The sequence below is a fragment of the Streptomyces sp. NPDC034086 genome (assembly GCF_055575515.1).
This window is the reverse complement of the sequence record NZ_JBVISM010000001.1, coordinates 838,088-857,969: the sequence shown is the minus strand read 5'-3', so window position 1 is coordinate 857,969 and position 19,882 is coordinate 838,088. Positions and strand designations below refer to the sequence as shown.

The 19,882-nt window shown below is 75.7% G+C and carries 19 protein-coding genes, 1 tRNA gene and 1 riboswitch; of the genes, 8 read left to right on the top strand and 12 right to left on the bottom strand.

Features of this window, described 5'->3' with window-relative positions:
* The first annotated feature begins 29 nt into the window (after positions 1–29).
* Positions 30–1,427 carry a GntT/GntP/DsdX family permease gene (locus tag ACZ514_RS03865; RefSeq protein ID WP_469124026.1) on the top strand — a complete coding sequence of 466 codons (1,398 nt, stop codon included), beginning with the start codon at positions 30–32 and terminating at the stop codon, positions 1,425–1,427.
* 90 nt (positions 1,428–1,517) lie between these two features.
* Here ACZ514_RS03865 and ACZ514_RS03860 read toward each other — a convergent pair whose 3' ends face one another.
* The 3 genes from ACZ514_RS03860 to ACZ514_RS03850 are packed head-to-tail and all read right to left on the bottom strand — an operon-like array spanning position 1,518 to position 3,287.
* Entirely contained in the window at positions 1,518–1,775 is a 258-nt protein-coding gene (locus ACZ514_RS03860; RefSeq protein WP_468162483.1) for a hypothetical protein, read from the bottom strand.
* Entirely contained in the window at positions 1,772–2,464 is a 693-nt protein-coding gene (locus ACZ514_RS03855) for a hypothetical protein (protein ID WP_469124025.1), read from the bottom strand. Before ACZ514_RS03855 ends, ACZ514_RS03860 begins: the two co-directional genes overlap by 4 nt.
* 37 nt (positions 2,465–2,501) lie before the next feature.
* A complete protein-coding gene (locus tag ACZ514_RS03850; RefSeq protein ID WP_469124024.1) occupies positions 2,502–3,287 on the bottom strand; it encodes a serine hydrolase domain-containing protein in 786 nt (261 codons plus the stop codon).
* 292 nt (positions 3,288–3,579) lie between these two features.
* Here ACZ514_RS03850 and ACZ514_RS03845 point away from each other — a divergent pair, with 292 nt between their 5' ends.
* A complete protein-coding gene (locus tag ACZ514_RS03845; protein ID WP_469124023.1) occupies positions 3,580–5,139 on the top strand; it encodes an MFS transporter in 1,560 nt (519 codons plus the stop codon).
* An 18-nt stretch (positions 5,140–5,157) separates the two neighbouring features.
* Positions 5,158–5,859: a DUF6629 family protein gene (locus ACZ514_RS03840; protein WP_468694698.1), complete on the top strand. Its 702-nt coding sequence runs from the start codon at positions 5,158–5,160 to the stop codon at positions 5,857–5,859.
* Here the strand turns inward: ACZ514_RS03840 and ACZ514_RS03835 are convergent.
* The 3 genes from ACZ514_RS03835 to ACZ514_RS03825 all read right to left on the bottom strand — a co-directional run bounded on the left by ACZ514_RS03835 (position 5,823) and on the right by ACZ514_RS03825 (position 8,393).
* Complete coding sequence (locus ACZ514_RS03835; protein WP_468162493.1) at positions 5,823–6,017, bottom strand: DUF6126 family protein; 195 nt, start codon at positions 6,015–6,017, stop codon at positions 5,823–5,825. The two genes, ACZ514_RS03840 and ACZ514_RS03835, sit on opposite strands and share 37 nt — an antisense overlap.
* A gap of 95 nt (positions 6,018–6,112) precedes the next feature.
* Complete coding sequence (locus tag ACZ514_RS03830; protein WP_469124022.1) at positions 6,113–6,787, bottom strand: helix-turn-helix domain-containing protein; 675 nt, start codon at positions 6,785–6,787, stop codon at positions 6,113–6,115.
* Between the two features lie 67 nt (positions 6,788–6,854).
* Positions 6,855–8,393, bottom strand: a complete 1,539-nt coding sequence (locus ACZ514_RS03825) for an ATP-dependent DNA ligase (protein WP_469124021.1) — start codon at positions 8,391–8,393, stop codon at positions 6,855–6,857.
* A 184-nt stretch (positions 8,394–8,577) separates the two neighbouring features.
* On the opposite strand from ACZ514_RS03825, the gene ACZ514_RS03820 reads away from it, so the two are divergent.
* Both ACZ514_RS03820 and ACZ514_RS03815 read left to right on the top strand, forming a co-directional pair.
* Positions 8,578–11,328: an alpha/beta fold hydrolase gene (locus ACZ514_RS03820; RefSeq protein ID WP_469124020.1), complete on the top strand. Its 2,751-nt coding sequence runs from the start codon at positions 8,578–8,580 to the stop codon at positions 11,326–11,328.
* On the top strand, positions 11,325–12,227 hold the full coding sequence (locus ACZ514_RS03815) for an ABC transporter permease (protein ID WP_469124019.1): 903 nt from the start codon (positions 11,325–11,327) through the stop codon (positions 12,225–12,227). The genes ACZ514_RS03820 and ACZ514_RS03815 overlap by 4 nt, the downstream gene beginning before the upstream one ends.
* 37 nt (positions 12,228–12,264) lie before the next feature.
* Here ACZ514_RS03815 and ACZ514_RS03810 read toward each other — a convergent pair whose 3' ends face one another.
* Entirely contained in the window at positions 12,265–13,239 is a 975-nt protein-coding gene (locus ACZ514_RS03810) for a D-2-hydroxyacid dehydrogenase family protein (RefSeq protein ID WP_469124018.1), read from the bottom strand.
* The gene (locus ACZ514_RS03805) at positions 13,236–14,183 is read right to left on the bottom strand and encodes an aldo/keto reductase (RefSeq protein WP_468694715.1); all 948 of its coding nucleotides are present in this window, start codon (positions 14,181–14,183) and stop codon (positions 13,236–13,238) included. The genes ACZ514_RS03810 and ACZ514_RS03805 overlap by 4 nt, the downstream gene beginning before the upstream one ends.
* A 317-nt stretch (positions 14,184–14,500) precedes the next feature.
* Here ACZ514_RS03805 and ACZ514_RS03800 point away from each other — a divergent pair, with 317 nt between their 5' ends.
* Complete coding sequence (locus tag ACZ514_RS03800; RefSeq protein ID WP_469124017.1) at positions 14,501–14,881, top strand: VOC family protein; 381 nt, start codon at positions 14,501–14,503, stop codon at positions 14,879–14,881.
* Between the two features lie 227 nt (positions 14,882–15,108).
* On the opposite strand, the gene ACZ514_RS03795 is transcribed toward ACZ514_RS03800, so the two are convergent.
* Genes ACZ514_RS03795 through ACZ514_RS03785 form a run of 3 tightly spaced genes read right to left on the bottom strand, consistent with a single transcriptional unit; the run spans position 15,109 to position 17,938 of the window.
* Positions 15,109–15,900, bottom strand: coding sequence for an ABC transporter ATP-binding protein (locus tag ACZ514_RS03795; RefSeq protein WP_468162509.1), 792 nt, complete (start codon positions 15,898–15,900; stop codon positions 15,109–15,111).
* On the bottom strand, positions 15,897–16,949 hold the full coding sequence (locus ACZ514_RS03790; RefSeq protein ID WP_469124016.1) for a FecCD family ABC transporter permease: 1,053 nt from the start codon (positions 16,947–16,949) through the stop codon (positions 15,897–15,899). Before ACZ514_RS03790 ends, ACZ514_RS03795 begins: the two co-directional genes overlap by 4 nt.
* The gene (locus tag ACZ514_RS03785) at positions 16,946–17,938 is read right to left on the bottom strand and encodes an ABC transporter substrate-binding protein (protein ID WP_469124015.1); all 993 of its coding nucleotides are present in this window, start codon (positions 17,936–17,938) and stop codon (positions 16,946–16,948) included. The genes ACZ514_RS03790 and ACZ514_RS03785 overlap by 4 nt, the downstream gene beginning before the upstream one ends.
* Positions 17,939–17,973: 35 nt before the next feature.
* Positions 17,974–18,110, bottom strand: a riboswitch (cobalamin riboswitch).
* Between the two features lie 646 nt (positions 18,111–18,756).
* Here ACZ514_RS03785 and ACZ514_RS03780 point away from each other — a divergent pair.
* Positions 18,757–18,921: a hypothetical protein gene (locus tag ACZ514_RS03780; RefSeq protein WP_469124014.1), complete on the top strand. Its 165-nt coding sequence runs from the start codon at positions 18,757–18,759 to the stop codon at positions 18,919–18,921.
* Positions 18,922–19,132: 211 nt separating this feature from the next.
* On the opposite strand, the gene ACZ514_RS03775 is transcribed toward ACZ514_RS03780, so the two are convergent.
* A tRNA-Trp gene (locus ACZ514_RS03775) sits at positions 19,133–19,206 on the bottom strand.
* Between the two features lie 130 nt (positions 19,207–19,336).
* Between ACZ514_RS03775 and ACZ514_RS03770 the strand changes: the two genes are divergently transcribed.
* Positions 19,337–19,795 (top strand): DUF4352 domain-containing protein, encoded by a 459-nt coding sequence (locus ACZ514_RS03770; RefSeq protein WP_469124013.1) that lies wholly within the window; start codon positions 19,337–19,339, stop codon positions 19,793–19,795.
* Positions 19,796–19,882 lie beyond the last annotated feature (87 nt).

The window sequence follows — 19,882 nt, the reverse complement described above, 5'->3', positions numbered from 1 at the left end:
GCCCCCGAGAGAGACAGAGGAACCCCACCGTGACCGGTCTCGGCATCGAGATGCTGGCGGCGGCCGCCCCCGCACCCATCACCTCGGCCGGCAACGCCCAGCTGGGTGTCGCCGTCCTCGCGGGCATCGCCGTCATCGTCCTGCTCATCAGCCGCCTCAAGATGCACGCCTTCCTCGCCCTGACGGTCGGTTCGCTCGCCCTCGGATCCTTCGCGGGCGCCCCGCTGGACAAGACGATCGCCAGCTTCACCACGGGCCTCGGCTCGACGGTGGCGGGCGTCGGCGTCCTCATCGCCCTCGGCGCGGTCCTCGGCAGGCTCCTCGCCGACTCCGGCGGGGCGGACGAGATCGTGGACACCGTCCTCGCGCGGGCCCGGGGCCGTGCCATGCCGTGGGCGATGGTGCTGATCGCCTCGCTGATCGGGCTGCCGCTGTTCTTCGAGGTCGGCATCGTGCTGCTGATCCCGGTGGTGCTGCTGGTCGCCCGGCGCGGCGGCTACTCCCTGATGCGGATCGGCGTGCCCGCGCTGGCCGGACTGTCGGTGATGCACGGGCTGATCCCCCCGCACCCCGGTCCGCTGGTCGCCGTCGACGCCCTGCACGCGGACCTGGGCGTCACCCTCGGCCTGGGGGTGCTCGTCGCGATACCGACGGTGGTCATCGCCGGGCCGCTGTTCTCCCGGTACGCGGCGCGCTGGGTGGACGTCCCGGCGCCGGAGCACATGGCGCCGCAGCGCCCTTCGGACGGGCCCGGCCTCCGCCCCCGGTTCGGGGCGACGGTGGGCACGGTGCTGCTGCCGGTGGCGCTGATGCTGGTCAAGGCGCTGGTCGACATCGTTGTCGACGACCCGGACGACGCCGTCCAGAAGGTCACCGACGTCGCGGGCTCCCCGCTGATCGCCCTCCTCGCCGCCGTACTGGTGGGGATGTTCACCCTCGGCCGGGCCGCCGGGTTCACCCGGGAAGCCCTTTCGTCCACGGTGGAGAAGTCACTCGCCCCGATCGCCGGGATCCTGCTGATCGTGGGCGCGGGCGGCGGTTTCAAGCAGACGCTGATCGACGCGGGCGTGGGCCGGATGGTGCTGGACCTCTCGCAGGACTGGTCCGTCCCGGCGCTGCTGCTGGGATGGCTGATCGCGGTCGCCATCCGGCTGGCCACCGGCTCGGCGACGGTCGCCACCATCTCGGCGGCTGGCCTGGTCGCGCCGCTGGCGGCGGGCATGCCGGCGACGGGAACCGCCCTGCTGGTCCTGGCGATCGGCGCGGGCTCGCTCTTCTTCAGCCATGTCAACGACGCCGGGTTCTGGCTGGTCAAGGAGTACTTCGGGATGAGCGTCGGACAGACCCTCAAGACCTGGTCGGTGATGGAGACCCTCATCTCGGTGACCGGGCTGGGCTTCGTCCTGCTGCTGTCACTGGTCCTCTGACGAGCTGCCCCTACGAGCGGCCCGGACGAGCCGACGCGTACGAGCGATTCGGTACGAGCGGTCCCGTACGAGCCGGCCGTGCGGGCCCGTTCAGTCCAGCCGGCCCCGCCCGCGCCGCAGCCGGGAACCCTCCAGCTGGGCCGCCGCCAGCGCGAGGCCGGCGGCGGCACGGGCGCAGCGGTCGGCGAGGACGGCGACCTCGGCGCGGAAGGCGTCGGCCTCCTGTCCGCGCCAGGCCAGTGCGGCCGCCCCCGCCCTCAGCCGCCGGGCGTGGGAGCGCAGTGCGGCGGAGTGGCCGCGCAGGCCGTCCGCCGGGGCGGGACGGCTCGGCCGGGGACAGTCGCTCACGGGCTCCTCCGGGGGTTCGCGGGGGCGGCCGGGCCGGGGCCGGGGGCGCAGAAGGCCCGCAGGGCGGCGCCGAGGCCCAGCAGGGGGCGGGCGGGCGCGGCCCGGCCGGTGGCCACCTGCCAGCCCGCGTGGTCGTTGAAGGGGTTGCCGTCGGTCAGGGCGTGCCAGGCCAGGATGTCCGCGAAGGACGGGGACAGCAGGGCGAAGGCCTGCCCGGCGCCCCGCTCGCGCAGCAGGGCGCGGAAGCCGCGGGCGGCGTCGGCCTGCCGGTTCTCCGCGACGGCGCGCAGCACGGCGGCGCAGCCGGGGTCGGCGAGGAGTTCGGGACGGCCCGCGCCCGCGGCCCGGATCCGCCCCTTCAGCCCGCAGACGGCGGTGCTGACGGCGAGGTTCTCCCGGCGGCCGAGGATCCCGGCGAGCCATCCGGCCCGGGCCAGGCCGCGTCCGCGCGGGGCCCAGCCGAGCCCGGCCGGGTCGGTGAGGGTGCGCAGCAGGGTCCGCCAGGCGCGGCGCCGGCTTCCGCCGCGCCCCACGGGTGCCCCTGCCGTGAGGCGGGGGCCGAACGCGAGCGCGGAGGCGTACCGGGCGGCCTCGCCCACCGCGTCGGCGGCCTCGGCGAGGTCCCGGCACAGGGCGTCGAGCGCGTCGGCGTCCGGGTCGGTCGCCTGGACGGTCGCGGCATCGGACATGGGTTCCTCGCGGGGGCTGCGTGCGGTGACTTCGGGATCACCGTACGTCGGCGCCGCGGGCGGCGCGCGCGGGAGCGGAACCGAACGCGGCGTCGCGGAACGCGGTGCGCGCCGGGCCGGCGGCGGTGTCCTCGGCGCCGGGGACGAGGACGGCCCAGCGGCCCTGGCGGGGGGAGATCCACACGCCCGGGCCGGAGCCGGACGGGGGGTGGTGGGTCCAGACCCCGGCGGGCGCGGGGTGCCAGAGCAGGCCGCGCGAGGGGGTGAGTTCGCCGGTGCGGATCCTCAGGGACTCGGCGGTCCAGGCGCGCGGGACGGGCTCGTCGGCGGTGGAGAGCAGATGGCGCAGGAACCGGACGAGATCGGCCGGACAGGTGCGCAGGCCGCCCCCCGTGAAGCGGGTGCGGGTCATGCCGAGGGGCTGCCAGACGCGGTGCGCGCAGTCGGCCAGCGAGGTGCCGGCGAGGTGTTCGGCGAGGCGGGTGAGGGCGGCGAGGTGCGCCGGACCGTCGCCGCGCGTGAGCAGGTGATGGGCGGTGGTGCCGGCGGGCAGCCCCGCCGAGGGGGCCGTGCCGTAGGCCGTGAGGGGGGTGTGCAGGGTGAGTTCGCCCTGGGCGACGAGGCGGCCGATGACGGGCCAGAGCGCGAGCACCGCGGTCAGGTCCCCGGCGTCCAACGGGGTGCCCCAGCCGTCGGGCGCGTCCAGGGGGTCCGCCTCGGCCTCCGGGGCGGTACGGGCGGCGTGGACGGCCTCCGCCGATCCCACCGCCCAGAACGCGGCCGGCCCGGCGGCGCGCGCGAGTGCCTCGATCTGCGGCGTCATGGTCGCCCACGCTACGTCGCCCCGGCGGGCGGACGGGGCAGGTCGGCCGGGGAGTCCCGGCGGAGTCGCGGCCCGCCACCCGATTGCCGGGGCGGCCGGCGCACCCGGCCACGGCGCGCGCGGGACCGCCGGTCGCCGGGAGGGGTGGCCCGGAGGTGCCGTGGCCGCGGTGCGTCCCGCGGAGGAGGGCGGGCACCCGTCCTGCCCGGTGGGGCGGGGTCCGTCGCCGCGCGACGGGCGGCCGCGTCCCCGCCCGGTGGTCTTCCGGGCGCCGCCGGTCCAGCCTGGAGGGATGAGCGCACTCCCCGGCGGACCCCCGCCCGAGAACGGCCCCCCGCCGGTGCCCCGGTCCGGCCCCGTGCCCGGCGCGGAGCCGCAGGTCGCGCTGCGCTCCGCGCGGGGCCGGTGGGTCCTGGTCGTCACCGTGCTCGGCTCGGCGATGGCGCTGCTGGACTCGACCGTGGTCAATGTGGCCCTGCCCCGCATCGGCCGGGACCTCGGCGCCGACCTGGCCGTCCTCCAGTGGACGGTGAACGCCTACCTGCTGACCCTGGCCGGGCTGATCCTGGTGGGCGGGGCGCTCGGCGACCGCTTCGGGCGCCGCCGGATCTTCGTGCTCGGCGTGGTGTGGTTCGCGGTGGGCTCCCTGCTGTGCGGGCTCGCGCCGAACGCCGGGGTCCTGATCGCGGCCCGCGCCCTCCAGGGCATCGGCGGCGCACTGCTGACCCCCGGTTCGCTCGCGCTGATCCAGGGCTCGATCCGGCCCGGCGACCGGGCCCGCGCGGTGGGCCTGTGGTCGGGGTTCGGCGGGGTCGGCGCCGCCGTCGGGCCGTTCCTCGGCGGCTGGCTGGTGGACGGGCCGGGCTGGCGGTGGGTGTTCCTGATCAACGTCCCGGTGGCCGCCCTGTGCGTGCCGGCCGCCCTGAAGCACATTCCGGAATCGCGGGACCCGCAGGCGAGCGGGCGGTTCGACGTGCTGGGCGCGGTGCTCGGCGCGGCGGCCCTGGCCCTGCTGACGTACGCGCTGATCGAAGCCCGGTCCGCGACGGCCCCGGTCGTCGGCGCGGCCGTGGGCGGGGTGCTGCTGGCGGTCCTCTTCGTGTACGTCGAGCGGCGCCGGCCGGATCCGATGCTGCCGCCCGGGATCTTCTCCTCCCGGCTGTTCACGGCCGTCAACCTGGTCACCCTCTTCGTCTACGCGGCCTTCGGCGGGTTCTTCTTCCTCGTCGTGCTCCAGCTCCAGGTCGTGGCCGGGTACTCCGCCCTGGGTGCCGGGGCCGCGCTGCTGCCCACCACCGTGCTGATGCTGCTGCTGTCGTCCCGCGCGGGGGCGCTCGGCGAACGCATCGGGCCCCGTGTCCCGCTCACCGTCGGGCCGCTGCTGTGCGCGGCCGGGACGCTGCTGATGCTGCGGGCGGGCCCGCACGCCTCGTACGGACGGGACGTGCTGCCGGCGATGGTGGTGATGGGGGCCGGGATGGCCCTGCTGGTGGCCCCGCTGACCTCCACCGTCCTGGCGTCCGTGCCCACCGGCCGGGCGGGCCTCGCCAGCGGCATCAACAACGCCGCCGCGCGGGCCGCCGGACTGCTGGCGGTGGCGGCGCTGCCGCTGCTGGCGGGGATGGGCCCGGACGCGTACCTGTCGGCCGGTGCCTTCGACGGGGCCTTCGGGCGGGCCGTGTTCTGGTGCGCGGGGGCGCTGGTGGCGGGCGCCGTCACCGCCTGGGCGACCGTACGCGCCCCCGCGGCCGGGGCCTGCCACCCGCAGTGCCGTACGCACTGCGCGGTCGGTTCCCCGCCGCTCGAACACCCCGAGCCGGAAGCCGGGGCGGACCTCCCGGCCCGGCCCTGAGGGCGCGGGCCGGCCGGCGTGTGCTGGAGCGCGGCGGCGGACCTGGCGGCGGGCTCGGCCGTGACCGCCGTCGGCGTGGTCTGCCTGGCCCGCGCGCGACGGGCCCGTGATCTGCCGGTCGCCGCGCTGCCCCTGCTGCTCGGTGCCCACCAGCTCGTCGAGGCAGCCGTCTGGGACGCGGGCGGCGGCTGCGGCCCGGCCACCACCGCCTGGGCGGTGATGGCGCTGCCGGTACCCGCACTGTGGGTGCCGTTCGGGGTGCTGCTCGCCGCCGCTCCCCGGGACCGGCGCCGGCTGCGCGGGCCGGCGGCCGCGGGACTCGCCACGGCCGCGGTGCTCGCGTACTGCCTGGCCACGCGCCCGGTGACTGCCGAGATCCGGGGCCGGGTGATCGGCTACGGGGTGGACATCCCCTGGGCCGCGCCGGTCCTGGCGGGTTACCTGTACGCCACCCTCGGCGCGCTGCTGCTCGCCGGGGACCGGCGGCTGCGGCTGCTGGGGGCGGTGCTGGCGGCCGGGGCGGTGGCCTGCGCGGGGCTGTGGCGGCTGGAGTTCGCCTCCACCTGGTGCGCGTTCGCGGCGGTGGCCTCGGTGCTGGTGCTCGGGTGGGTACGGCGGCCGGACGCCGCCGGGGCCGGGCCGGGGAGCCGGGACCGGAAGGGGGAGGGGGAGGGGGAGGGGGACTACTGGTTCTGGCCGCCCAGGACGAAGAGCAGGTAGACGAAGAAGGCGAAGAGGTGGCCGACGAACAGGTAGGCGACGAGCCTGATGACCAGTCCGCGCGGGAACTTGGACTCGAAGCGCCTGCGGAAGGTCAGCGGCGCGGCGGGCTCCCCGGAGGCGGTCCGGTCGGCGTTCTGCTCAGCTGTGGTGGGCATCTGGTCTCCTCGGGAATGGGGCGCGGACACGGGCGCGGACACGGACACGGACCGGGGCTCGGGCAGGGGCCCGGGCTCGGGCCCGGCGGACAGGGTCACGGCTCCCCCTGGTGCCGGCGCGTGGTCGTGGTGCCGCCGAGGCAGAGCCCGGCGAGGCTGCTCTGCACCAGGGTGTGGACGAACAGCAGCTCGCACCCGCCCGGCCCCGCCGCGCCGATCCGGTGCGGGGTGAGCGAGTCGAAGTGCGCGCCGTCCCCCGGCTCCAGCAGGTGCTCGGTCTCCCCCAGGTGCAGCCGCAGGCGCCCGGCGAGCACGTACAGCCACTCCTCCCCCGGGTGGACGCGGACCAGCTCGCCCTGGACGCGCCCGTACGGGACGTGCACGCGCAGCGCCTGCATGCCCCGCCCGGGGGCGCCCGCCTGCCAGTACGTCCACCCGTCGGCCTCGCGGGCCCCCGGACCGCCCGCCCGTACGATGGGATCGGCGACGGCTGGGGTCTCGCCGAGCAGCTCGGAGACGGTCGCACCGTAGGTGCGGGCCAGCCCGAGCAGCAGCGGCAGCGAGGGCTGGCGCCGGCCGGTCTCCAGCCGGGACAGGTGCGCGGGCGAGAGCCCGGCCCGCGCGGCCGCCGCCTCCAGGGTGAGCCCGGCGCGCCGGCGCAGCTCCCGCAGCTGCGGGGCGACGGCGGGCAGCTCGCCGGCGGTGCCGTCGGCGGCTTCGGGGGCCGGGGCCCCTCGGGCGCCTGCTGGTTCCTCGGAAGGGGGCGTCATACCCCGATTGAGCCAGAGCCTTGCCCGTCTGGCAATCTTCTTTGCCTCTGAGGCAAAAAGCGGGGCTTCAGTCCTCCCGGCGGCCCTGCTCCAGCACCGTCTCCACCGTGTCCGCCTCCCCCGCCGTCTTGTCCGGGCGGTGCCGCAGGACGCGGGCGAAACGCAGGGCCACCCCGGCCGGGTAGCGCGGGGAACGCTGGAGGCCGTCGTAGGCGATCTCCACCACCAGCTCGGGCCGGACCCGGACGGTGAAGCCGTCGTCCTCCACGGCCAGCTCCCGCAGCCGCCCCGTCTGCCAGCGCAGCATCTCGTCCGTCAGCCCCTTGAAGGTCTTGCCCAGCATGGCGTACGCGCCGTCGCCCGCCCGCGCGCCCAGGTGCAGGTTGGACAGCAGCCCGGTGCGGCGGCCGTGGCCCCATTCGGCGGCGAGCACGACCAGGTCGAGGGTGTGCACCGGTTTCACCTTCAGCCATTGCTTCCCGCGCCGGCCCGCCGCGTAGGGGGAGCCGAGGGCCTTGACCATGACCCCCTCGTGGCCCCGGCGCAGGGTCGTCGTCGAGAACTCCTCGGCCTCGGCCGCCTGTGCCGCGGCGTCCTCCACCACCAGCCGCCGCACCCGCCAGGTTTCCGGGACCAGGCCGGCCAGCGCCGCGTAGCGGTCGCGGACCGGCAGGTCGAGCAGGACGTCGTCACCGAGGGCCAGGACGTCGAAGAAGTACGCGGTCACCGGGAGCGCCGCGCGCGCCGCCGTCACGTCGAGCCGGGAACCGACCCGGCCCGCGATCTCCTGGAAGGGCAGCGGCCGGCCGTCGGCGTCCTGTCCGATGACCTCCCCGTCGAGGACGAACCTCTCCCCCGGCAGGCTCCGGGCCAGCTCGGCCACCTCCGGCAGCCGGCCGGTGATGTCGTCGAGGGAGCGGGTGTGGATCCGTACCTCGTCCCCGTCGCGGTGGACCTGGACGCGGATCCCGTCGAGCTTCTCCTCCACCACGCAGGGGGCGAGCGCGGTCAGGGCGTCGGAGAGGGAGCGGGCGGTCCCGGCCAGCATGGGCTGTACGGGCTGCCCGATGCGCAGGGTGACGTCCCGCAGCGCCGGGGCGCCGCCGGCCAGGACCGCCGCCGCCATCCGGGGCAGCGAGCCGTCCAGCATCACGGCGCGGCGCAGTTCGGCGGCCGGTACCCCGGCGGCCGCGGCCACCCCTTCCAGGGCGACGGCGTCCAGCGCGCCCTGGCGCACCTCCCCGGACAGCAGGCTGCGCAGGAAGCGCTGTTCGCCCTCGGTGGCGGCGCCCAGCAGCCCGGCGACGATGCGGCGGCGCTCGGCCTGCGCCCCCGGCCCCGCCACCGCGGCCAGCTCGCTCACGGCGGCGTCGACGGCCGCGACGGTGAGCGTCGGCTCGGCCGCCGGGGCGGTGTCCTGGGCCAGGGTGCGCCAGCCGACGCCGGGCCGGCCCTGCGGGAGGCGCCCGGAGAGGTAGGCGATCACCAGGGGCGCCTCCTCGGCGGGGGCGGCCCTGAAGAGCTCCGCGAGCAGGGCGGTCTTCCGGGACCGGGCGGAGGTCTCGGCGACCTCCCGGGACACGCGCGCGACCTCGGCCAGCAGCATGCCGTCCATCCTCCCGCCGCCGCGGCCGTGGCGCAGGTCGGGGCGGCCCACCGCGGGGGCGGGCTACCGCGGGGCCGGCTACCGCGGGCGCGGTACGTCCGGTCGCCCGGGTAGTCCTGGAGAAGGGGCCGGGCTCCCCCTGAGGGAGCTCGGGGAAGGCGATCACGGGCTTTAGGGTGCCCGTATGAAGCTTCGACTGCCCCGGCGTCCCCGGGACCGCCTGCTCGCCGGTGCCGCCGCCCTCGCGGTCCTGGCGGGCGCCGGCAGCTGGACGGCCGCCGCGTCCGGGGACGACCCGGCCGTGCGCCGCGAGGACCGGTTCGTGAGCGTGCCGGGAGTGGACGCGCCCGCGCCGGGCGCGCCCGGGACCGGGATCGACACCTCCTTCTTCACGGCCGGCGACCCCTCCCGGGAACGCCCCGCCGTACTCCTCGGCCACGGTTTCGGCGGCAGCAAGGACGACGTCCGGGCCCAGGCCGAACGCCTGGCCCGCGCCGGCTACGCCGTCATGACCTGGTCGGCGCGCGGCTTCGGCCGTTCCGGCGGGACGATCGGGCTGAACGACCCGGAGCACGAGGTCAAGGACGTCTCCGCGCTCGTCGACGCGCTGGCCCGCCGGCCCGGCGTACGGCTCGACGGCGACGGCGACCCGCGCGTGGGGGTGGCCGGGGCCTCGTACGGCGGGGCCGTGGCCCTGCTGGCCGCCGGGTACGACCGGCGGGTGGACGCGATCGCCCCGCAGATCACCTACTGGAACCTGGCCGACGCCCTCTTCCCGCAGGGCGTGTTCAAGAAGCTGTGGGCCGGGATCTTCTTCACCGGTGCGGCGGGCGGCCTCCAGCCGGGGCAGCCGCCCGCCGGCGGCGCGGCGGGCGCCCCCGTCGGGACGGGCGGGGCGGGCGGGCCGGGCTGCGGCCGCTTCGAGCCGCGGCTGTGCGCGATGTACGAACGCGTCGCGGTGGCCGGGAAGCCCGACGCCGAGGCGCGCGAGCTGCTGGAGCGGCGCAGTCCCTCGGCCGTCGGCGACCGGATCAGGGTGCCGGCGCTGATCGTGCAGGGGCAGGACGACTCCCTCTTCCCGCTGGACCAGGCCGACGCCATGGCGCGGGCCATCTCCGCGAACGGCGCTCCCGTCGCCGTGGACTGGGCGGCGGGCGGGCACGACGGCGGCGTGCGCGAGGCCGCCCGGGTCGAGGCGCGCGTGGCCGCCTGGTTCGACCGCTACCTGAAGGACGACGGGACGGTGGACACCGGCCCGGCCTTCCGCGTGTCGCGGTCCGGCGGGATCGACTCCACCGACGGCCGGCTCACCCTGCGCGGGGCGACCGGGGAGCGCTACCCGGGGCTCGCCCCGGACCCGCGCGCCTTCGCCCTGTCGGGGCGGGAGCAGACCTTCGCCAACCCGGCGGGCGGAGCGCCGCCCGCGCTGTCCTCCCTGCCCGGGCTGGGCGGGCAGCTCGCCTCCCTCGGAGCCGGGCTGTCGCTGGACTTCCCCGGGCAGAACGCCCGCTTCGAGTCGGAGCCGCTGCCGGGGGCGGTACGGGTCACCGGGACCCCGACCGTCACCCTGAAGGTGAGGTCGACGGCCGCCGACGGGTCGGCCGTGCTGTTCGGCAAGGTGTACGACGTGGGGCCCGACGGCCGGCAGGTGCTGCCGGCTCAGCTGGTCGCGCCCGTACGGGTGGAGGACGCCGGGCAGGGCCGGACGGTGGAGCTGCGGCTCCCGGCCGTGGACCACGCCGTCCAGGCCGGGCACCGGCTGCGGCTGGTGGTCGCCGCCACCGACCTCGGCTACGCCTCTCCGGCCGCGCCGGCCGCGTACACCGTCTCCGCTGAGGGGCCCCTGCGGGTGCCCGTCGCGTACGGGGTGCGCACGGCGTCCGCCGGCCTGCCCGCCTGGACCTGGTGGCTGCCGCCGGCCGCGCTGGCGCTGGCCGCGGGGATCCTCGGGATCCGGCGGACCGGCGGGGGCCGCGCGGCGACGCGGGCGGGGGCACCGCAGCCCGAACCCGCGCTGGCCGACGTACCCCTGGACATCACCGGGCTGACGAAGCGCTACGCGGGTGCCCGGGACCGCTACGCCGTGCGGGACCTCTCGTTCCGCGTGGAGCGGGGCCAGGTCCTGGGCCTGCTGGGGCCCAACGGGGCCGGGAAGACCACCACCCTGCGGATGCTGATGGGCCTGATCGCGCCGGACGCCGGTGAGGTCCGGGTGTTCGGGCACGCGGTCCGGCCCGGGGCTCCGGTGCTGTCGAGGGTCGGGGCGTTCGTGGAGGGCGCCGGGTTCCTGCCGCACCTGACGGGCCGGGCCAATCTGGAGCTGTACTGGCAGGCCACGGGCCGTCCCGCCGAGGACGCGCACCTGGCGGAGGCCCTGGAGATCGCCGGTCTCGGCGACGCCCTGGAGCGCGCGGTGCGCACGTACTCCCAGGGCATGCGGCAGCGGCTCGCGATCGCGCAGGCCATGCTGGGGATGCCGGACCTGCTGATCCTCGACGAGCCGACCAACGGTCTGGACCCGCCGCAGATCCGGGAGATGCGGGACGTGATGATCCGTTACGCCGCCGGCGGGCGGACGGTCATCGTCTCCAGCCACCTGCTGTCGGAGGTCGAGCAATCGTGCACGCACCTCGTCGTCATGGACCGCGGGCGGCTCGTGCGGGCGGGTGAGGTCGCCGAGATCACCGGCGGCGGGGACACCCTGCTGGTGGCGCTGGCGGAGCCGGCGGACGAGGTGACCGTGGCGAAGGTCGCCGCCCTGGAGGGGGTGGCCTCCGCGGTGCGCTCCGAGGAGGGGCTGCTCGTACGGCTCGACGGCGCGACGCCCGCCGCGCTGATCGCCGACCTCGTCCGGCTGGAGCTGCCGGTCGCGGCGGTGGGGCCGCACCGGAGGCTCGAGGACGCCTTCCTCACCCTGATCGGAGGTGCGGCATGAGTGCCGTCCAGGAGGAGCCCGTACGGGAGACCGCGCCCGGCGGGGAGACGGCGCCCGGCTACCGGCCGGGCCGGACGCTGCCGCTGCGCGTGGAGGCGCTGCGGCAGTGGCGCCGGCGGCGGACGCTGATGATGGGCGGGGTGCTGGCCGCGCTGCCGTTCGTCATGATCATCGCGTTCGCGGTGGGCGGCGGCCCGGACGGCGACGGGCGCGGCGGCGGCGACGGCCGGGTCAGCCTGATCGACACGGCCACGGCGTCCGGCGCGAACTTCGCGGCGACCTGCCTGTTCGTGTCGGCCGGTTTCCTGCTGGTGGTGCCGGTGGCGCTGTTCTGCGGGGACACGGTGGCCTCGGAGGCGAGCTGGTCCTCGCTGCGCTACCTGCTGGCCTCGCCGGTGCCCCGGGCCCGGCTGCTGTGGAGCAAGCTCGTGGTGGCACTGGGGTTCAGCCTGGCGGCGATCGTGCTGCTGCCGGTGGTGGCGCTGGCGGCGGGGACGGCCGCGTACGGGTGGGGGCCGCTCAGGCTCCCGACGGGCGGGGCGCTGCCCGCCGGGGACACCGTGCCGCGCCTGGCGCTGGCCGTCGCGTTCGTGTTCGTGTCGCAGCTTGTGACGGCCGGGCTGGCGTTCTGGCTGTCGACGCGGACGGACGCGCCGCTGGGCGCGGTGGGCGGGGCGGTCGGCCTGACGATCGTGGGGAACGTGCTCGACGCGGTGACGGCCCTCGGGTCGTGGCGCGAGTTCCTGCCCGCGCACTGGCAGTTCGCCTGGGCGGACGCCCTGCAGCCGCAGCTGGAGTGGGGCGGGATGGTCAAGGGCGCGGTGGTGTCGGTGTCGTACGCCGTGGTGCTGTTCGCGCTCGCGTTCCGGGGGTTCTCCCGCAAGGACATCACCTCCTGAGGCGGAGGCGCTCCGAGCGGGAGAACCGTACGCCGGTTCAGCCGCCGCCCAGTACGCGTACCGGCGAGCCGTCGAGGAAGGCCAGGATGTCCTCGACGGCCTCGCCGTAGTAGGTGGCGTAGTTGGCGCGGGTGACGTAGCCGAGGTGGGGGGTGGCGAGCAGCCCCGGGGCGGTGCGCAGCGGGTGCCCGGCGGGCAGCGGCTCGGTGTCGTAGACGTCGAGGCCGGCCCCCGCGATGCGGCCCGCGCGCAGCGCGTCGAGCAGCGCCTCCTGGTCCACGATGGCGGCGCGGGAGGTGTTGACGAGGTAGGCGGTCGGGCGCATCAGGTCCAGCTCCGCGGCGCCGATCAGGCCGCGGGTGCGTTCGCCGAGGGCGAGGTGGACGGAGACGAAGTCGCTGCCGGCCAGCAGTTCCTCCTTGGACGCGGCGAGCGCCACGCCTTCCGCGTCCGCCCGCTCCTTGGTGAGGTTCTGGCTCCAGGCCGTGACCTCCATGCCGAATGCGAGCCCGATCCGGGCGACCCGGCTGCCGGTCTTGCCGAGGCCCAGGAGGCCGAGGCGGCGCCCGTGCAGGTCGGCGCCGACGGTCTGCTGCCAGGGACCGCCCTCGCGCAGGGCGGTGTTCTCCTGGACGATCCCGCGTGCCAGGCCCAGCAGCAGGGCCCAGGTCAGCTCGACGGGCGGGGTGGAGGAGCTGGCGGTGCCGCAGACGGTGACCCCGGCGCGCCGGGCGGCGGCGTGGTCGATGACCGAGTGGCGCATGCCGCTGGCGACGAGGAGGCGCAGGCGCGGCAGCCGTTCCAGCAGGGCCGCCGGGAAGGGGACGCGTTCGCGCAGGGTGACGACGATGTCGAAGCCGGCCAGGCGCGCGGCGAGTTCGTCCTCGTCGTCGAGGTGGTCGGCGTACGTGACCACCTCGACGCCCCGGCCGGTGACCGGGGACCAGTCGGCCAGGGTGGTGGCCGCCCCCTGGAAGTCGTCGAGGACCGCGCAGCGCAGCGGGCCGTTCACGCGTGGGCCCGCGCGATCTCGTCGACCTCGGCCAGCAGGTCCGCCTCCAGCGGGCGGTCGGCCACGGCCGCGTTGGCGCGTACCTGTTCGGGCGAGGTGGCGCCGGCGATGACGGAGGAGCAGCCGGGCTGGGCGGCGAGCCAGCCGATGGCCAGCTCCAGGACGCCGCGGCCGTGCTTCCCGGCGGTCGCGGCCAGGGCCTCCACGGTGTCGAGGCGCTGCTCGGTGAGGTAGGCGTCGCGGCCTTCGAGGCGGGAGCCGGCCGGGACGGGGGCGCCCCGGCGGATCTTGCCGGTGAGGAGGCCGTTGGCGAGCGGGAAGTACGGGAGGACGCCGAGGCCGTAGTGGCGGGCGGCGGGGACCAGCTCCCGCTCGGCGGAGCGCTGGAGCAGCGACCACTCGTTCTGCGCGGAGACGAAGGGCACGGCGCCCGTCTCGCGGGCCACGTGGGCGGCTTCGGCGAGCTGCCAGCCGGTGAGGTTGGAGTGGCCGATGTAGCGGACCTTGCCCTCGGTGACGAGTTCGGTGAGGGCGGCGAGGGTTTCCGCGACGGGGGTGGCGGGGTCGGGGCTGTGCAGCTGGTAGAGGTCGATGTGGTCGGTGTCCAGGCGGCGCAGGGACTCCTCCACGGCGCGCCGGATGTAGGCGCGGCCGCCGCGGGCGCCGGCGGCCGGGCCGTACCCCATGTCGACGCCGTCGTAGCCGAACTTGGTGGCCAGGACCACTTGGTCGCGGCGGCCCTTGAGGGCCCGGCCGAGGTGGGTCTCGGAGCCGCCGCGGTCGCCGTAGATGTCGGCGGTGTCGAGGAGGGTGATCCCGCAGTCGAGGGCGGCGTCGACGACGGCGCGGGTGGCCTGGGCGTCGAGGCGGCCGCCGAAGTTGTTGCAGCCGAGACCGACGGCGGAGACCTTCAGTCCTGAGGTGCCCAGGGGGAGATAGCGCATGCGGGTCGTTCCTCCGTACTCGTGCGGTGGGCGGTGCGTGTGGTGCGTGTGGTTCGGATGGCCGGGCGGGGTTCGGGCACCGGTGCGTGACCGGCGAAATCGCAGTGTAGGCACACCGGTTGGCCGGTGGTCCCGCCGGCCGTCCGGACGGCCGGCGGACCGGGCGGGAAGGGCCGGACCGGGGGCCGGCTCCGGTGCGAAAAGGGGTGGACCGCACCGCGACGGCTGCTTAGGATCAAGGTGACGGCATCGCGTGCCGGTCACCGACCGGGTGAGGCATGGAGGTGCCGTGGCATGCCTTTCGGAGGCATTCACCCATGTCCGTCCAGCTGAACCACGCGATCGTCCACTGCATCGACAACCAGCGGTCCGCCGCGTTCCTCGCGGACGTCCTCGGGCTCGAAGTCGGCCCCGCGTGGGGTCCCTTCGTCCCCGTGTCCACCGCCAACGGCGTGACCCTGGACTTCGCGGCCGTCCCGGCCGGGTCCATCACCCCGCAGCACTACGCGTTCCTGGTCTCGGAGGAGGAGTTCGACTCCGCCTTCGAGAAGATCCGGGCGTCGGGGATCGAGTACTTCGCCGACCCGCACGGCAAGCACCCGGGCGAGATCAACCACAACGACGGGGGCCGCGGGGTGTACTTCCTGGACCCCGCCGGGCACGGCATGGAGATCATCACCCGCCCGTACGGAGGCTAAGTCGTCTCTTCCGGATCCTGCCGGTCGAGCCCGCGGTGTCCGGTGCCGTGCATCGCGAGGCGGAGCGGCTCCCGATGACCGGACGTCCTCGGGTGCCGCGACGACGCGGCGGGGTCCGGTGCCGGGCCGCGCGGGTCGGGCACGATCCGGAAGGGACGGCCTGGCACGGCCCGAAGGGGCCCGGCGCGCGCCGCCGGGGCCCTTCGTCCCGTCCGGCCGCGGTGGTCTCATCCGGCGGGCGGCTCCGGCAGGTAGACGATGCTGGGGCCGCCCGTCGTCGGGTGGACCCCGACGCGGGTGCGGACGCCGTAGACCTCCGCCAGCAGGTCCTCGCCGAGCACCTCGGCCGGCGGGCCGGCCGCGACGACCCGGCCGGCCGACAGGACGTACAGGCGGTCGCAGAAGGAGGCGGCGAGGTTGAGGTCGTGGAGGACGAGCAGGGCGGTCGCGGGCAGGGCGCGGACCAGGCCGAGCACCTCCAGCTGGTAGCGGATGTCGAGGTGGTTCGTCGGCTCGTCCAAGGCGAGCAGGCCCGGTTCCTGGACGAGGGCGCGGGCGACGAGCGCGCGCTGGCGCTCACCGCCGGAGAGCTCCTCGAAGCGGCGCTCCGCGCAGGCGGCGCCGCCGACCCTGTCCAGGGCCTCGGCCACGCGGCGCCGGTCCTCCGGGCCGTCCTGCTCCCAGAACCGCTTGTGGGGGCTGCGGCCCATGGCGACGACCTCACGGACCGTCAGCCCGAAGGTGCCGGTGGCGTCCTGCGGGACCACCGCCACCCGCCGGGCGCGCTCCTTGACGCCGAGCGCAGCGGCATCGGCCCCGTCGAGCAGCACCCGGCCGGCGGTGGGCCGCAGGGCTCCGTAGACGCAGCGCAGCAGGGTGGTCTTGCCGCTGCCGTTCGGCCCGACCACGCCGACCGTCTCACCGGGGCGGGCGGTGAGGTCGACTCCGCGCAGCAGGGTGTGCCCGTCGACTTCGTAACGAAGGGCCTCGACGGCGAGTTCCGCCGGTCCGCGCGTCATCCGGCCACCGCCTCGGACCGGCCCGTCCGGCGCAGCATCCACAGGAAGAACGGGCCGCCCAGCAGCGCGGTGACCACCCCGACCGGGACCTCCTGGGGAGCCGCCGCCGTACGGGCGACCAGGTCGGCCAGGACCAGGAAGACCGCGCCGGCCAGCGCGGCGACCGGGAGCAGGGCCCGGTGGCCGGCGCCGACCGCCATCCGGGCGGCGTGGGGGACCATCAGCCCGACGAAGCCGATCGCCCCGCTGTAGGCGACGAGCACCCCGATGACGAGGGACGCGAGCACGAACACCGCCGCCCGGAAGCGTCCGGTGTCCAGGCCGAGCGTGCGGGCGCCCTCCTCCCCCGCGAGCAGCAGGTCCAGCGGCCGGGCCAGGGCGAGGAGCAGGGCGGTGCCGACGAGCAACGCGACGGCCGGCAGGGCGAGTTCCTCCCAGCGGGCGCCGCCGAGGCCGCCCAGGGTCCAGAACAGGGCGGTGCGGATCTGGTCGGGGTGCGCGGACAGCACGAGGACCAGGCTGGTCAGCGCGGACAGGACGTACTGCACGGCGACCCCGGCCAGGATCAGCCGCCCGGTGCTCATGGTGCCGCCGCGCCGGGCCATGGCGTAGACGGCGACGAGCGCCGCCGTCGAGCCCGCGAACGCGGCGGCCGGCAGCCCGAGCCCTCCCGCGAGGCCGGCGGCGCCCGTGCCGGACACGATGACCAGCACCGCCCCCGCCGAGGCTCCGGAGGAGGCCCCGAGGAGGAACGGATCGGCGAGCGGGTTGCGCACGAGGGCCTGGAGCACGGCGCCGGAGACCGCGAGCCCGGCCCCGACGACGGCCCCGAGCAGCACGCGCGGCATGCGCACGTCCCACACGATGGAGGGGAAGGCGCCGGGCCTCCCGGGGCCGCGGAGGACGATGCCGACGACCTCGCCGGGGGCGATCCGTACGGGTCCCAGCGCCAGCCCCGCCACGGCGGCCGCGGCGAGCGCGGCGGCGAGCAGCACCAGGACTCCGGCGGTGCGGCGCCGCCGCACCCGCTCCCCCACGCCCCGGCTCACGCGGCGTCGGGGTGCAGCTGGCGGCCCAGGGACTCGACGGCGTCGGCGACGCGGACGCCGAGCACGGCCGAGGAGAGCGGCAGCACGACGAACCGGCGGTCCCTGACGGCGGGAACCCGCGCGAGCGCCGGATCGTTCACCAGGCGCTGCTTCTTGGCGTCCACGGAGGTGCCGCCGTAGTCGTAGATGAGGATGACCTCGGGGCCGCGCTCGATGACCTTCTCCCACGGCACGTCGCCGAAGGTGTCCTTGAGGTCCGCGAACACGTTCGTGCCCCCGGCCAGGGAGACGATCTCGTTGCCTGTGCCGTGGCCGCCGGAAGTGAAGGCGGAGGCCTCCCCGGAGTCGTAGACGAAGACCGACGGCCGGGGCCTGTCCTTCACCCGGGCGGTGACGGCGTCGACGCGCCGCTGCTCGTCCTGGACGAGGGCCGCGCCGCGCTCGGGCACGCCGAAGGTCCGGGCGACCTCGGTGATCTCGGTCTTCAGCTGTTCGAGTCCGACCGGGCCCTGAGTGCAGTACTCCACGCTCAGCCGCGAGTTGATCCCGGCCCTGGCCAGCCCTTCGCGGTCCCGGCCCTGCCCCTTGTCGAAGGCGCTGGCGTAACCGCCGTACACGAAGTCCGGGTCTGCCCCGAGGAGCACCTCCTTCGAGGGGTACTCCTCGGCCAGCACCTTGATCTTGTCGTAGGCGGGCCGGTAGGCGGGCAGCACGGAGTCGTCGAGGTACGCGGTGCCGGCCATCCGGTCCTGGAGTCCGAGGGCCAGCATGATCTCGGTGGCGTGCTGGTTCATGGTGACGGCGCGCTCTGGCGGCGCCTGATAGGTGGTGCTGACGCCGCAGTTGGTCACGGAGTACGGGAACCCGGGCGCGGCGTGCGCACCGGGCGCGGGCCGCTCCGTCCCGGGCGGACCACCACCGCAGGCGGTGAGCGGCAGGAGGAGGGCGAGCGGCAGGAAGGTGCGCACGGCGGCGCGGACACGCGACATGATGAGGCCTCTCCGGGGGATCCTCGTCCCCGGTCGAAGTGAAGAGGCGGTGCGTCAGTGTCTGACTCCCGGCCGTCGCGCGGACGCGGCGGCCGGTCACAGTGGCGGGACCGCACCGGATTCACACCGGTTTCCTGTCCTGCACCGCCGGGACAACCGTGCCAGTCTGCCAGACGCCCCACAGGCCCCCGGAACGGGTCCCCGCGGACACTTCAGGCGTCCACCCCGTCCGGACCAGGCCGTCCCACGTCTCCTGCAGCCCGAAGCGGTGGTTCTGGAGCGTCTCCACCCACGAGTAGAGGTACTGGTCGAACTCCGCACCGTACGCGCGGAGGAAGGGCAGGGAACCCGCGCGAGCCGGTCCGTCCGGTCACCCTCCCGGCAGATCGCCGCCAGGTAGAAGGAGGTGAGCCAGCCGGCGGCGTGGAGATACCCCTGGGGTCCCCGGCAGCACCGGCTCGACCATGGCCCATAGCTCATCCGGCACGAGCCGCTGCGACAGACAACCACCCATGAAGGATCAATGGATGCCGCCGCCGGCCACCCCCGGCGACGGCGGTGGAGGCGTTGAGCCGGCAGCTCCACCACCTCAGAATGGGTGTATGGCTCCCCTTTCCATCAACCCGCGCTCCTTGAACTCCGACGAGCGCGCAGTACTCGAACACATTTTGTCGGCGGACTTCGTCGGTGCCTCGCAACTACGGAGTCAACTGGACCGCACCGAGGTGACCGGCGTCTGGGGGCCCGATTCCGTGAGCGTTGACCTGCGAGTCCGGGAACCTTGCGAACATGCCGCACTGCCGACAGAACTCGTGCCCGTGGACGCGCACGTCCATGACTCGTCCGGTACTTACGTCGGCGAGATCCTCGTATGGACGGACCGCGGAGCCACGCTTGCGGCCCTGGAGTTCGCCGGGGTCACCGACGAGATGCCCACGTCCCTCCCGGCCGTCGTGGACGGCCGGCTCAGCCGGCCGTCCTGACGGCTGTGCGCGCCCTCGGCACCTACGGCTCCGCAGCGGACGAGATCGCCACGGGAGGCGCCGTCTTAGGAGGTTTTCAGGAGATGCCGTAACACCCACGGGGCCCCAGCGGGTTCCAGCAGGTGTTGCCGGACTCCGCCACACGACGAACGCCCAGGGCGGAGGATGCCTCCGCCCTGGGCGTTCGTCGTTACGGTGCTGCTCACAGACGCAGGGGTAGCAGGATTCGAACCTACGACATCTGGTTTTGGAGACCAGCGCTCTGACCAGCTGAGCTATACCCCTTCGGTGGGAGCAAGCCTGCCATGAAGCGGGCGGAAGATCCAATCCATATTCCGTGTCGCCGGTGGCGGGAGCCGGGCGGGCGGAGGATCGTGGGCGGGGAGGGGGCCGGTACGCGGAGGGAGGAGGAGGCGTGCGCCATCGTGCGGGGCGGCTGCTGGGGCCCCTCCTCGTGCTGCTGCTGGTCGGCGCCGGGCCCGACGGGTCCGGGGAGACCGTGTCCCTCGACGGGGACCGGCCCGGGGAACGGGTGGACGTCACGCTGATCCGGGTCGTCGACCCCGCGGGCCACCTGGACGCGGACCGGCTGGTCGCCGTGGAGCTGCGCCTGGACAACACCGGGACGGTGCCGTACGAGGACTCCCCCGCGCCGGCCGCGCACCTCTTCGACGACGGAGGGCAGCGGTTCACCGGCTCCAGCACCGCGACCGGCGCCGGGCCGAGCCTTCCCGGTGCCCTCACCCTGCCCCCCGGCGGCTCGGCCTCGGGGTTCGTCACCTTCCGACTCCCCCAGGACGCCCGTCTCGCCGCGGTGCAGTTCGCGCTGGACGCGGGGCAGGGCGACGACGTGGGGCACTGGAGCCTGCCCTGAGCGCCATGGTCCCGCGGCGGACAAGCGGCCGGAAGTTACCGCGACGCGTGTAGTGACTTAGCAGGCGTTCGCCAGTAGAACTTGTTC

Coding starts and splice junctions, on each gene's coding strand:
- ACZ514_RS03855 (WP_469124025.1), bottom strand. CDS start 2,464: ATGTCCGATGCCGCGACCGTCCAGGCGACCGACCCGGACGCCGACGCG.
- ACZ514_RS03850 (WP_469124024.1), bottom strand. CDS start 3,287: ATGACGCCGCAGATCGAGGCACTCGCGCGCGCCGCCGGGCCGGCCGCG.
- ACZ514_RS03845 (WP_469124023.1), top strand. CDS start 3,580: ATGAGCGCACTCCCCGGCGGACCCCCGCCCGAGAACGGCCCCCCGCCG.
- ACZ514_RS03835 (WP_468162493.1), bottom strand. CDS start 6,017: ATGCCCACCACAGCTGAGCAGAACGCCGACCGGACCGCCTCCGGGGAG.
- ACZ514_RS03830 (WP_469124022.1), bottom strand. CDS start 6,787: ATGACGCCCCCTTCCGAGGAACCAGCAGGCGCCCGAGGGGCCCCGGCC.
- ACZ514_RS03825 (WP_469124021.1), bottom strand. CDS start 8,393: ATGCTGCTGGCCGAGGTCGCGCGCGTGTCCCGGGAGGTCGCCGAGACC.
- ACZ514_RS03820 (WP_469124020.1), top strand. CDS start 8,578: ATGAAGCTTCGACTGCCCCGGCGTCCCCGGGACCGCCTGCTCGCCGGT.
- ACZ514_RS03815 (WP_469124019.1), top strand. CDS start 11,325: ATGAGTGCCGTCCAGGAGGAGCCCGTACGGGAGACCGCGCCCGGCGGG.
- ACZ514_RS03805 (WP_468694715.1), bottom strand. CDS start 14,183: ATGCGCTATCTCCCCCTGGGCACCTCAGGACTGAAGGTCTCCGCCGTC.
- ACZ514_RS03800 (WP_469124017.1), top strand. CDS start 14,501: ATGTCCGTCCAGCTGAACCACGCGATCGTCCACTGCATCGACAACCAG.
- ACZ514_RS03795 (WP_468162509.1), bottom strand. CDS start 15,900: ATGACGCGCGGACCGGCGGAACTCGCCGTCGAGGCCCTTCGTTACGAA.
- ACZ514_RS03785 (WP_469124015.1), bottom strand. CDS start 17,938: ATGTCGCGTGTCCGCGCCGCCGTGCGCACCTTCCTGCCGCTCGCCCTC.